This window comes from Microbacterium sp. sgz311019 (genome assembly GCF_056135325.1).
The window spans coordinates 194,701-206,363 of sequence record NZ_JBWAXO010000003.1; the positions used below are offsets into that span (position 1 = coordinate 194,701).

An 11,663-nucleotide genomic window follows, 5' to 3' on the forward strand; every position below is an offset into this window, starting at 1 on the left:
GCGAGACCCAGCCGGCGCGGTCAGTGCGCCCGCGCCGCGGGCAGCGCCAGCAGGAAGACCGTTCCCGCCGGGGAGGTCCGCTCGACGCTCACGCTGCCGCCGTAGCGTGCGGCGATGTCGCGCACGAGCGCCAATCCGAGGCCGAAGCCGCGGCCGGGCGCGGCGGCATCCGGAGCGCGTCCCCGGACGAACCGCGCGAACAGCCGTTCGGGATCGCCGGCGATGCCCGCACCGTGGTCCGCGACGCGGACCTCGACGGTGCCACCCGCCCGGCGGGAGCTGACGCGCACGGTCCCGTGGCGTGGTGAGTGCCGGACGGCGTTGTCGAGCAGCGCGATCATCGCGCGGGTGAGTGCGGCGCGATCCGCCGCGGCCGCCTCGGGCCCGTCGATCTCCGCCTGCAGGGTCACGCCGGCCTCATCGGCGCGCGGCTGGATGACGGCGAAGGAGTCGTGCACGGCATCCCCCACCGCGACCGACGCGTGCCGCTGCACCGCGCGGCCGCCCGCGATCTCCGCCGCCAGCAGCAAGTCGGTGAGCGTGCCGTTCATGACCTCGGCGTCGCGCCGGAGGTCGGCCAGAGCGCCGCCCACATCGCCGCCGTACTGGACGCGATGCTCGGCGAGCTGGATGCGGCTGATCACCGTGGTGAGCGGAGTCCGCAGCTCGTGACCGGCATCCGCGACGAACGCCCGCTGCACCTGCAGCGCTTCTTCGAGCGGTCGCGCCGCGCGGCGCGACAGGTACCAGGCGAGGACGCCGAGGGCGAGGACCCCGCACAGGCCGAGGATGACGGCGAGCGGGACGACATCGCCGAGCAGGATGACGCGGTCGCCCATCGGTCCGTGATCGCCGCCGCGGGGTCCTCCACCCAGGCCGCCCGGTCCGCCGTCGGGGCTCGGCCGCGACTCCGCGACCAGGAGCGCGACGATCAGCGCGGTGATCGCGCCGATCACGGCGACGGCCGCAAGGCCCACCCACAAACCGACACGGACGGCGGATGCATCCACCCGACGCCGATCGGGGGTGCCGGCATCCCCTCTCATGTCGGCTGCCCGCAGCGATACCCGCGGACGCGGACCGTCTCGACGATGTCGGGCGAGGCCTTGCGCCGCAGGTAGTGGACATACGCGTCGACCGTCGCCGGCGACCCGCCGGGGAAGACGGCGTCGAGGATCTCGTCGCGCGAGAACACGTGCTCGGGGCTCGAGCTGAGCAGATCCAGAAGCTCCGACTCGGTCGCGGTGAGCGCCACACGCTCCCCGGTCGGCGCATACAGCGCCTGGGATGCGGGCACGAAGAGCCAATCGCCGACCTCGCGACGCGCACCCTCGGTGCGCCGCGCCCGGCGCAGCGCACGCAGCCGCGCGCCGAGCTCCGCGAAGTCGAACGGCTTCACGAGGTAGTCGTCGGCGCCTCCGTCGAGGCCGCTCACCCGGTCCTCCACCGACCCCAGCGCCGTCAGCATCAGCACGGGGGTCGTGAGCGCGGCGGTCCGCACCGCGGCCACCAGATCGCTGCCCGACATCCCCGGCAGCCGGCGATCGACGACCATCACGTCGAAGCGCTGCCGCAGCGCCAGCTCGAGCCCGCGCTCCCCCGTCGGCGCGTGCGTCACCTCGTAGTCCCGGCCGAGGACCTCCACGGCGATCTGCGCGATGTCGGAGTCGTCCTCGACGTACAGCAGACGCGGACGCGCCGCAGGCTCCGGCCGCCCGCGCGCGGCGGGGGCGGAAACGAGCGAGGCGGTCACCCTTCGATGGTGACCGCCTCGCCTCTGTGGATGCTATGCGCCCGCTATGGCTTCCAGATCATCAGGATGACGACGACCACGAGCAGCAGCGACGCGATGCCGTTGCTCGCCGCGATGGCGCCGTAGCCCGCCGGCTTCGCGACTGCCCCGCCCTCCGCGGTCGCGGCCATGGCGCCGGCCGCCTTGCGCATCTGCGGCACGACGACGAACGCGTTCAGGACGAACGCGACGAGGTAGAGGATCACGGACCAGAGGATCCACGGGGTCGTGAAGGTCAGGTGGTAGCGCGCCGGCGCCATCGACATCGCGCCGAAGCCGAACACGAACGTGAGCAGCGACAGCCACGTGAAGAGCATCGTGGAGGTTGCGAGGGTCCGAACCTGGGCGGCGTTCCCCGCGCGCAACGCGCGCAGACCAGTCATGGGGATGATCGCCATCGGGCCCACGATGAACACGGCGGTGCCCACGTGGAGGATCGTGATGAGAGTGTCCATGCCCGTCAGCATACGCCGAATCGGGGTAACCTTATGACACGCTGAAGGTTCGCCGCGTCAGTCGAGGAACAGGGCCCGCAGCCGCTTGGTCGTGAAGACGAGGCCGATGCCGATCATGACGAGGTAGTAGAGGACGTGCCACCACATGTCGGGCGTGAGGACGCCGGTCGTGAGTCCGCGGATCAGCTCGACGCCCTGCCAGAGCGGCAGCGCCATCACGATCGCCTGCAGCCATTCCGGGTAGATCGTGATCGGGTAGAACGTCGCCGAGAACAGGAACATCGGCAGCAGCACGAAGTTGATGAGGTCCATCTGCTGGAAGACCTTCATGTAGCTCGTGACCGCCATGCCGAGCGACGCGAAGCCGAAGGCGATGAGGACGACGGCAGGCAGCGCGAGGATCGCGGTCCACGCGAGGTTCAGGCCGAAGATCTGCATGATGATCATGAAGCCGGTCGCGTAGATCAGGCCCCGCAGCAGCGCGTAGACGATCTCGCCGAGGGCGACGTCGAGGGGGCCGAGGGAGGTGGCCAGCATCCCCTCGTAGAGCTTCGCGTGGTTGAGCTTGAAGAAGACGTTCCACGTCGAGTCGTAGATCGCGCCGTTCATCGCCGAGACGGCGAGGAGGGCCGGGGCGATGTACGCGGCGTACGGGATCGGGCCGGCGGGTGTCTGCACGTCGCCGATCAGGCTGCCCAGGCCGATGCCCATGGAGGCGAGGTACAGCACCGGCTCGAAGAAGCCGGACAGCACCACCACCCAGCTGCTGCTGCGGGCCGCGATCAGCCCGCGCTGCACGACGGCGCCGGGGTTGCCGGCATACAGGGCGCGGACGCCGCCGCCGCGGATCGGCGCGTCGCTCGTGCGAACCTCTGCTGTCGTCATGTCATGCCCCCAGCCGCCGAACGAAGATCCTGCGGGCGGCGAGGTAGCCGCCGGTGGCGAGCGCGACGAGGTAGACGACGTGGACGACGGTCAGCCACACCGGCTCGGCGGCGCCGTACGTCACGACGCGACCGAGCTCGGTCGCGTGCCACAGCGGCGAGATCCATCCGATCCACTGCAGCCAGATCGGCAGCGCCGTGAGGGGGTAGAACGTGCCGGAGAAGAGGAACATCGGCATGAAGATGAACCGCTGCACCATCGCGAACTGGCCCGCGTCGTTCTGGAGCGACGCCGCGTAGGCGAGGAGCGGCATCCCGAACGACCAGGCCGCGAGCACGCCGATCGGGATGGCGAGCCAGCCCGTGCCGCTGTGCGGCACGGCGTGGAAGAGCCACACGAAGACGAAGTAGCCCGCGGTCGCCAGCAGCACGCGGGCGCTCGCGCCCACGGCCACGCCCGTCGCGATCTGCTGCGGCGAGATCGGCGACGCGCTGAAGCCGTAGAAGTAGCGCCGCCACTTGAACCCGTCCATGACGGGGTAGCTGAACTCCTCGCTCGCGACCTGGATGCCGGCGGTCATGAGCAGGGCGGGGGCCACGAACACGAGGTACGGCACGTGCTGGCCCCACGCGTCCGTGACCGAGCCGCCGATGAGCGAGGCGAGGCCGACGACGAGCCCCACGAGATAGAGGATGGGCTGGCCCAGCGCCCCGACGAGGATCGTCCAGCCGTAGGCGCGCATCGCGTGCACGACGTGATCGGCGACGTAGAGCGCGCCGCGGGCGCGCGGCTTGCGGCCCCACGCCATGGCCTCGGCGCGCAGCTCGTCCAGCGAGGGCTGGACGACGGTTCCGGCATCCGTCATTCGATCAGCGACCTTCCCGTCAGTCGCAGGAAGACGTCCTCCAGCGAGGACCGGCGCACGAGCGACGTGATGGGCTCGAGACCCTCCGCGATGACGCGCTCCAGGGCGGCCTCGCCGTCGTGCGCGTAGATCAGGATGCGGTCGGGCAGCACCTCGACGCGCTCGCCGAGGCCCTGCAGCCGCGGCGCGACCTCGTCGTTGCGGCTCGCGCCGAAACGCACCTCGAGCACCTCGCGGGTGGAGTACTCGCGGATGAGGGCAGACGGGGACCCCTCGGCCATGATCATGCCCTTGTCGACGACGATGAGGCGGTCGCACAGCTGCTCGGCCTCGTCCATGTAGTGCGTCGTCAGGACGAGGGTCGTGCCGCGCTCCTTGAGCCGGAACAGCCGGTCCCACAGCACGTGGCGCGCCTGCGGGTCGAGGCCCGTGGTCGGCTCGTCGAGCAGAAGGATGCGCGGGTCGTTGACGAGCCCGCGCGCGATCGTGAGGCGGCGCTTCATGCCGCCGGAGAGCTGGTCGACCTTGCTCTTGGCCTTGTCTTCGAGCTGCGCGAAGGCGAGGAGCTCGTCGGCCTTCGCGTGGCACACCTTCGAGGGAAGGCCGAAGTACCGCCCGTAGATGAAGAGGTTCTCACGGGCATTGAGCTCGCCGTCGAGGTTGTCCTGCTGCGGGACGACCCCCAGTCGCGAGCGGATCTCGGGGCCGTAGCGATCGGGGTCCAGCCCCAGGATGCTGAGCTGCCCCGCCGTGCGCGTGGACACCGCGCCGATCATCTTCATGGTGGTCGACTTGCCGGCGCCGTTGGGGCCGAGCAGCCCGAAGGACTCGCCCGGCGCGACTTCGAAGCTCAGCCCGCCGACCGCCACGACGTCGGGCTGCCCCTTCGACCGATAGGTCTTGACGAGGTTCTCGGCATGGATGACGGGCTCTGGCACCCAAAGAGACTAGCCCGGGCCGGGGACACGATGGCGTCCCCGGCCCGGGCTCGACTCAGCGGCTGCGGCTCAGTACCAGCCGGTCGACTGCGAGTGCGCCCAGGCGCCGCAGGGCGTGCCGTAGCGGCCGGCGATGTAGTTCAGGCCCCACGTGATCTGGACGGTGGGGTCGCTCTGCCAGCCCGGGCCCATCTTCGAGCCGGGGAGAGCCTGCGGGATGCCGTAGGCGCCGCTCGGGTTGCCGGCGTTCACGCGCCAGCCCGACTCGCGGTTCCAGAGGGCGTTCAGGCACGCGAACTGGTCGGCGCCCCAGCCGCGCTGCGCGGCGAGCTGCTGGCCGAGCGCGCGCACGTCACCGGCCGGAACGGACACGGGAGCGGGGGCGGCCACCCGGGGCTTCGGAGCCGGCTTCGGCGCGGGCTTGGCCACGACCTTGGGCTTCGGCGCGGGTGCCGGAGGAGCGGGGGGCGGCGGCACGTAGGGCGCGCCGACGATCGTCGGCGCGGCGTCGCTGAAGGCCGCGGTCTTCATGACGTGCGTCTTGCCCAGCTGGAGCTGGTCGAAGTCCGGACGGACCGGCGTGAGGGTGACCTCCGCCTTTCCGAGTACGAGCTGATCGTTGACGGCGGTCGTCAGCGCGGCGGGCTTGACGGCCGTCGACACGTCGCTCGCGTGAGCGGCGGACACTGCGGCCGGGACGGCCACGACGGCCACGAGAGCGGCGACGGCGGCGAATCGGGTTGCGGTGGTGAAGGAGGGCACGGGGCTCCGATGGTCGTGCTTCCCTGCGTTGTCCGCCCGGTGGCGCACCGGGGAGCGGGCGCGATCGCGCCCGTGCAGGCTGGTCGCCTCGCACAACGAAACGGTTACGGGAAGTCGCCGCCTCGTCGGGTCGAGGCATCCGTCTTGACGCACGTTCGGGCACGCTTTGTCGAAACGTTGCAGAACCGTGATCAGGCGCTACCGCTTCAACGGACGCCCTTACGCTATTGGCGCAACCTGGACGCTTCATCCAAAACCCCTGGACGGATCAGGATGTCAACTCAGGTTGACGGATGAGAAGTCGTCAACTACCGTTGACAAGATCAAGACGAAGGGAGTCGACATGAGCGACAGCGTGCCCACCGTCGTCGGCGCAGGCGGCGAGCCGCTCGCCGAGCTGCGACGCATCCGCGCCTGGCAGTCGGAACTCGCCCGCGCGGAGGCGGAGCAGGTGCGCCGCGCCCGCGCCCGCGGGTTCTCGTGGGTCGCCATCGCGGACTCCCTCGGCGTCAGCCGTCAGGCCGTGCACAAGAAGTACGGGCGAAGATAGTCTTCTCCCCCGATCGGAACCCCGAGGTCACCCATGTCCATGACCGCCTCCCGTCGCGGCCGCCGCACAGCCCCCGAAGGCCCGCGCGCAAGCCTCAAGCAACTGCTGCCGTTCCTCTTCGAGCACACCCGCGTGCTCGTCGTCGTGGTGCTGCTCAGCATCTTCGGCGCCGTCGCCACCCTCCTCCAGCCGCTGGTGGTCGGCAAGGTCATCACCCTCGTTCAGGCCGGGACCCAGGGGCAGGGCCAGCTGACGCCGTACGTGTGGGCGCTCGTCGCGCTCGTCGTCGTGTCGTCCCTGCTCTCGGGCTACCAGCACTATCTGCTGCAGCGCACCGGCACCGCGGTCGTCTACTCCAGCCGACGCAAGCTGATCTCGCGCATCCTGCACCTGCCGATCGCCGAGTTCGACGCCCGCCGCACCGGCGACCTCGTCTCACGCGTGGGCACCGACACGACGCTGCTGTACGCCGTCATGACCCAGGGTCTCGTGGACGCGGTCGGCAACGCGCTGATCTTCCTCGGCGCGATCATCGCCATGGCGATCATCGACCCGGTGCTCCTCGGCATCATCGTCCTCGTGCTGGCGATCGCCGCGGCCGGCGTCGTCGCGCTGAGCGGACGCATCCGCGTGGCGACCCGAGAGCAGCAGGAGAAGGTCGGGGAGCTCGCCTCCGGGGTCGAGCGCGCCGTCGGCTCGATCCGCACCGTGCGCGCCTCGGGCGCCACCGCGCGCGAGGAGGAGTCCGTGAGCGGACTCGCCGAGGAGACCTACCGGATCGGCGTGCGCATCGCGAAGGTGTCGGCGCTCGTCGTGCCGGTCGCCGGCATCGCACTGCAGGTGTCGCTCCTGGTCGTCCTCGGAGTCGGCGGCCTGCGGGTCGCCGCGGGCGCGATCACGATCGCGAGCCTCGTGACGTTCATCATGTTCCTGTTCATGCTCATCGCCCCGCTCGGCTCGTTCTTCGGCGCGATCACCTCGGTGAACCAGGCGCTGGGGGCCCTCGGGCGCATCCAGGAGGTGCTCGACCTGCCCAGTGAGACAGCGGACGACGCGGCCATCGCGGCTGACCTGAGCCACGTCGGGGAGTCCACCCCGACGCCGGCCGCCATCGAGTTCCGCGACGTGCGTTTCCGCTACCCGGCCGCCGTGGTCGCGGCGCGCGCCCAGGCCGAGTCGGAGGCGGCCACGCTGCTGGAGTCCGCGCACGTCGCGGTCGCCGCATCCGATCTCCCCGACGCCGATGCCGGCGACGACGTGCTACGCGGCGTCTCCTTCGCCGTGCCCCACGGCGCGCGGGTCGCGCTCGTCGGGCCGTCCGGGGCCGGCAAGTCCACGACCCTCTCGCTCATCGAGCGGTTCTACGACCCGACCGACGGGGCGATCCTCCTCGACGGCGCGGACGTGCGCACCCTCGATCGCGACGACCTGCGCGCCCGCCTCGGATACGTCGAGCAGGATGCGCCGACCCTGGCCGGCACGATCGCCGACAACCTGCGCCTGGCCTCCCCGGACGCGTCCGACGAGGCGTGCGAGCTCGTCCTGCGCGAGGTGAACCTCGGCGACGTGCTCGACCGCAGCCCGCTCGGCCTGGAGGCCCCCGTCGGCGAGGGCGGCGTCATGCTCTCCGGCGGCGAGCGTCAGCGCCTCGCGATCGCGCGCGCGCTGCTGGCCGCTCCCCCGATCCTGCTGCTCGACGAGTCGACGTCATCCCTCGACGGCCTGAACGAGCAGCGGATGCGGGACGCCATCGACGCCGTCGCATCCGGTCGCACGCTCATCGTGATCGCGCACCGCCTGTCGACCGTCGTCGACAGCGACCTCATCGTGGTGATGGACCACGGCCGCGTCGTCGGCCAGGGGACGCACTCGGAGCTCGTCGCATCCACGCCCCTGTACCGGGATCTCGCACGACACCAGCTCCTGGTGTGAAACCCCATCCGGGGCGCGGGAGGAACTCGCGCCCCGGAAGCCGGTCAGGCCTTCTGGAGGCGGTAGCGCAGCGCGGCGAGCTCGGACTGCAGCGCCGCGGGCACCTTGCCGTCGAATGTCGCGTAGAACTCCTCGGTGAGGTCGGCCTCGCGCTCCCACGACGCCCGGTCGATGGCGAAGAGCTCGTCGAGGTCCCCGGCCGGGATCGTGAGGCCGAAGAGGTTCAGGTCCTGCACGCGGGGCAGGCGGCCGATGGGGGTCTCGATCGCCGGGACCTCGCCGTCGATGCGGCGCACGATCCAGTCGATCACCCGCGAGTTGTCGCCGAATCCCGGCCACAGGAACCGGCCGTCCGAGCCACGGCGGAACCAGTTGACCTGGAAGATCCGCGGCAGCCGGTCGAAGCGGGCCTGCTGGCCGACCTTCAGCCAGTGACCGAAATAGTCGGCCATGTTGTAGCCGCAGAAGGGGAGCATGGCGAACGGGTCGCGGCGCAGCTCACCCACGGTGCCTTCGGCGGCAGCCGTGCGCTCCGACGAGATCGTCGAGCCGAGGAAGACGCCGTGCGTCCAGTCGGTGGCCTCGACCACGAGGGGCACGTTGGTGGCGCGTCGTCCGCCGAAGAGGATTGCGTCCAGGGGCACCGCATCCTCCCAGTCCGCCGCGATCTGCGGGCACTGGGCGGCGCTGACCGTGAAGCGGGAGTTCGGGTGGGCTGCGGGGCGGCCGGATGCCGGCGTCCAGGGCTTGCCCTCCCAGTCGACGAGCTCGGCCGGCGCCTCGTCGGTGAGACCCTCCCACCACACGTCGCCGTCGGGGCGCAGCGCCACGTTCGTGAAGATGGTGTTGCCCCACAGCGTCTCGACGGCCGTGACGTTGGTCGACTCGCCCGTGCCCGGCGCGACGCCGAAGAAGCCGGCCTCGGGGTTGATGGCCCAGAGGCGCCCGTCCTCGCCGGGGCGGATCCAGACGATGTCGTCGCCGAGCGTCTCGACCCGCCAGCCGGGGATCGTCGGGCGGAGCATCGCGAGGTTCGTCTTGCCGCAGGCCGACGGGAACGCCGCCGCCACGTGGTAAGCCTTCCCGCGCGGGTCGATGACCCGGATGAGCAGCATGTGCTCGGCCAGCCATCCCTCGTCGCGGCCGATCACCGACGCGATGCGCAGCGCGAAGCACTTCTTCGCGAGGATCGCGTTGCCGCCGTAGCCGGAGCCGTACGACCACACCTCGAGCGTGTCGGGGTAGTGGACGATGTACTTCTCGTCGTTGCACGGCCACTCGACATCCGGCTCGCCCTCGGCGAGGGGCGCGCCCACGGAGTGCACGGTCTTGACCCACGGCTGCCCCCCGGCGATGAGCGCCGTGACCGCGTCGCCGACGCGGGTCATGATGCCGATGGATGCCACCGCGTACGCCGAGTCGGTGATCTGCACGCCGAGGTGCGAGAGCGGGCCGCCGACGGCGCCCATCGAGAACGGCACGACGTACATCGTGCGGCCGCGCATCGAGCCTGCGAACAGGCCCGCCATCGTGGCGCGCATCTCGGTGGGGTCGGCCCAGTTGTTCGTGGGACCCGCATCCTCTTCGCGCTCGGAGGCGATGAAGGTGCGCCCCTCGGTGCGGGCCACATCGCTCGGATGCGAGCGGGCCAGGTAGGAGCCGGGACGCCACTCCGGGTTCAGCTTGATGAGCTTGCCCTCAGTGACCATCTCGCGAAGGAGCGCATCGTTCTCGGCGCGCGAGCCGTCGACCCAGTGGATGCGGTCGGGCTGGGTCAGGGCGGCCACCTCGTCCACCCACGCGACGAGGGCGTCCATGCCCGCGCCGGCGGAAGCAGGGCGGCCGCCGAATTCGCGCAGCGCCGTCACGGGACGCGTGATCGGGCCGGTGTTGCGGGTGAAGGTCTCTGCCAAGGCCATCATCACTCCTGTTTCGTCAGATCCGAGGTCTATGACAACTCTCCTGCGGATCGCTCGCCTCTTTCGGGGTGAGCGGGTGCAAAGAACGTGGATTCTTTCGCTATCCTCAAGGAATGACCGCCTCCGGCATCGAACTCGCGACCCTGGGCCACCGCATCCGTCACCACCGCCTGGAGAGCGGGATGACCCTGGACGAGCTCGGCGCACTGGTCGGCGTCGCGGGCAGCCACCTGAGTCTCATCGAGAACGGCAAGCGCGAGCCGAAGCTCTCGCTGCTGCAGGAGATCGCGCGCGCCACGGGCGTCGAACTCGCCGACCTGCTGTCGACCGAGCCGCCCAACCGGCGCGCCGCGCTCGAGATCGAACTCGAGCGGGCGCAGGCGAGCACCGTCTTCCGGCGCCTGGGCGTCGCGCCCGTGAAGGTCAGCAAGGGGATGAGCGACGACACGCTGGAGTCGATCCTGGGCCTGCACCGCGAGCTGCTGCGCCGCGAGCGCGAGGCGATCGCCACCCCGGAGGAGGCCCGTCGCGCCAACACCGAGCTGCGGCTGAGGATGCGCGCGCTGAACAACTACCTCCCCGAGATCGAGAAGCTCGCCGAGAAGCAGCTGAAATCGGCGGGGCACGTCTCGGGCGCGCTCACGCACCGCACCGTGAGCCTCATGGCCGAGCAGCTCGGCTTCGAGCTCATCTACGTCACCGACCTCCCCCACTCCGCGCGATCGGTCACCGACATCCAGACCGGCCGCATCTACCTGCCGCCGGCATCCATCCCCGGCGGGCACGGGCTGCGCTCGATGGCCTTGCAGGCGATGGCGCACCGGCTGCTCGGGCACCAGCCGCCGACGTCGTACGCCGACTTCCTCCAGCAGCGGCTGGAAATCAACTACTACGCCGCCTGCTGCCTCATGCCCGAGACGAACTCCGTCGCCTTCCTGCAGCAGGCGAAGAAGGACCGCAACCTCGCCGTCGAGGACTTCCGCGACGCGTTCGGCGTCACCCATGAGGCGGCCGGGATGCGGATGACGAACCTCCTCACGCAGCACCTCGGCATCCCGCTGCACTTCCTGCGCGTCGACGGCACGGGCGCGATCTCGCGCGTCTACGAAAACGACGACCTGCCGCTGCCGATGGATGTCACCGGGGCCGTCGAGGGCCAGATGGTGTGCCGCAAGTTCCTCGCGCGCTCGGCCTTCGAGGAACAGAACCGCACCACGGAGCACTACCAGTACACCGACACCCCTGCCGGGTCGTTCTGGTGCTCGACGCAGACGGGCTCGACCAGCTCGGGCGAGTTCTCGGTCACGGTGGGCGTGCCGTTCGACGACGCGAAGTGGTTCCGCGGGCGCGAGACGCAGAAGCGCGCCGCGTCGACGTGCCCCGACGAGTCGTGCTGCCGGCGGCCGTCGACGGATGCCGCGGCCCGCTGGGACGGCAAGGCCTGGCCCTCCGCCCGCGTGCACATGCAGATGTTCTCGCCACTGCCGAGCGGCAAGTTCCCCGGCGTGGACACGACGGAGGTCTACGCCTTCCTCGACCGGCACGCCGAGGGCTGAGCGTCGCGT

General features: G+C 70.7%; 11 protein-coding genes. 3 read left to right on the forward strand and 8 right to left on the reverse strand.

Annotation, left to right across the window (positions count from 1 at the left end; all coding sequences use genetic code 11):
* Window positions 1–20 precede the first annotated feature (20 nt).
* The 7 genes from AC0NZN_RS06375 to AC0NZN_RS06405 all read right to left on the reverse strand — a co-directional run bounded on the left by AC0NZN_RS06375 (window position 21) and on the right by AC0NZN_RS06405 (window position 5,697).
* Entirely contained in the window at window positions 21–1,046 is a 1,026-nt protein-coding gene (locus tag AC0NZN_RS06375) for a sensor histidine kinase (RefSeq protein ID WP_474591441.1), read from the reverse strand.
* The gene (locus tag AC0NZN_RS06380; RefSeq protein WP_474591442.1) at window positions 1,043–1,753 is read right to left on the reverse strand and encodes a response regulator transcription factor; all 711 of its coding nucleotides are present in this window, start codon (window positions 1,751–1,753) and stop codon (window positions 1,043–1,045) included. Before AC0NZN_RS06380 ends, AC0NZN_RS06375 begins: the two co-directional genes overlap by 4 nt.
* Before the next feature lie 44 nt (window positions 1,754–1,797).
* Complete coding sequence (locus AC0NZN_RS06385) at window positions 1,798–2,247, reverse strand: DUF2269 family protein (protein WP_474591443.1); 450 nt, start codon at window positions 2,245–2,247, stop codon at window positions 1,798–1,800.
* 57 nt (window positions 2,248–2,304) lie between these two features.
* Window positions 2,305–3,132 carry an ABC transporter permease gene (locus AC0NZN_RS06390; RefSeq protein ID WP_474591444.1) on the reverse strand — a complete coding sequence of 276 codons (828 nt, stop codon included), beginning with the start codon at window positions 3,130–3,132 and terminating at the stop codon, window positions 2,305–2,307.
* A gap of 1 nt (window position 3,133) precedes the next feature.
* Window positions 3,134–3,997 (reverse strand): ABC transporter permease, encoded by an 864-nt coding sequence (locus AC0NZN_RS06395; protein ID WP_474591445.1) that lies wholly within the window; start codon window positions 3,995–3,997, stop codon window positions 3,134–3,136.
* Window positions 3,994–4,935: an ABC transporter ATP-binding protein gene (locus tag AC0NZN_RS06400; protein ID WP_474591446.1), complete on the reverse strand. Its 942-nt coding sequence runs from the start codon at window positions 4,933–4,935 to the stop codon at window positions 3,994–3,996. The genes AC0NZN_RS06395 and AC0NZN_RS06400 overlap by 4 nt, the downstream gene beginning before the upstream one ends.
* A 69-nt stretch (window positions 4,936–5,004) precedes the next feature.
* The gene (locus tag AC0NZN_RS06405) at window positions 5,005–5,697 is read right to left on the reverse strand and encodes an aggregation-promoting factor C-terminal-like domain-containing protein (protein ID WP_474591447.1); all 693 of its coding nucleotides are present in this window, start codon (window positions 5,695–5,697) and stop codon (window positions 5,005–5,007) included.
* Window positions 5,698–6,040: 343 nt separating this feature from the next.
* Between AC0NZN_RS06405 and AC0NZN_RS06410 the strand changes: the two genes are divergently transcribed.
* A complete protein-coding gene (locus AC0NZN_RS06410) occupies window positions 6,041–6,247 on the forward strand; it encodes an AsnC family protein (RefSeq protein WP_474591448.1) in 207 nt (68 codons plus the stop codon).
* A 39-nt stretch (window positions 6,248–6,286) separates the two neighbouring features.
* The gene (locus AC0NZN_RS06415) at window positions 6,287–8,179 is read left to right on the forward strand and encodes an ABC transporter ATP-binding protein (RefSeq protein WP_474591449.1); all 1,893 of its coding nucleotides are present in this window, start codon (window positions 6,287–6,289) and stop codon (window positions 8,177–8,179) included.
* Window positions 8,180–8,223: 44 nt separating this feature from the next.
* Here the strand turns inward: AC0NZN_RS06415 and AC0NZN_RS06420 are convergent, their stop codons facing one another.
* Entirely contained in the window at window positions 8,224–10,098 is a 1,875-nt protein-coding gene (locus tag AC0NZN_RS06420; RefSeq protein WP_474591450.1) for a phosphoenolpyruvate carboxykinase (GTP), read from the reverse strand.
* A gap of 113 nt (window positions 10,099–10,211) precedes the next feature.
* Here AC0NZN_RS06420 and AC0NZN_RS06425 point away from each other — a divergent pair, with 113 nt between their 5' ends.
* Complete coding sequence (locus AC0NZN_RS06425; protein ID WP_474591451.1) at window positions 10,212–11,654, forward strand: helix-turn-helix domain-containing protein; 1,443 nt, start codon at window positions 10,212–10,214, stop codon at window positions 11,652–11,654.
* The last annotated feature ends 9 nt before the right edge of the window (window positions 11,655–11,663 follow it).

Coding starts and splice junctions, on each gene's coding strand:
- AC0NZN_RS06385 (WP_474591443.1), bottom strand. CDS start 2,247: ATGGACACTCTCATCACGATCCTCCACGTGGGCACCGCCGTGTTCATC.
- AC0NZN_RS06395 (WP_474591445.1), bottom strand. CDS start 3,997: ATGACGGATGCCGGAACCGTCGTCCAGCCCTCGCTGGACGAGCTGCGC.
- AC0NZN_RS06375 (WP_474591441.1), bottom strand. CDS start 1,046: ATGAGAGGGGATGCCGGCACCCCCGATCGGCGTCGGGTGGATGCATCC.
- AC0NZN_RS06410 (WP_474591448.1), top strand. CDS start 6,041: ATGAGCGACAGCGTGCCCACCGTCGTCGGCGCAGGCGGCGAGCCGCTC.
- AC0NZN_RS06415 (WP_474591449.1), top strand. CDS start 6,287: ATGACCGCCTCCCGTCGCGGCCGCCGCACAGCCCCCGAAGGCCCGCGC.
- AC0NZN_RS06420 (WP_474591450.1), bottom strand. CDS start 10,098: ATGGCCTTGGCAGAGACCTTCACCCGCAACACCGGCCCGATCACGCGT.
- AC0NZN_RS06390 (WP_474591444.1), bottom strand. CDS start 3,132: ATGACGACAGCAGAGGTTCGCACGAGCGACGCGCCGATCCGCGGCGGC.
- AC0NZN_RS06425 (WP_474591451.1), top strand. CDS start 10,212: ATGACCGCCTCCGGCATCGAACTCGCGACCCTGGGCCACCGCATCCGT.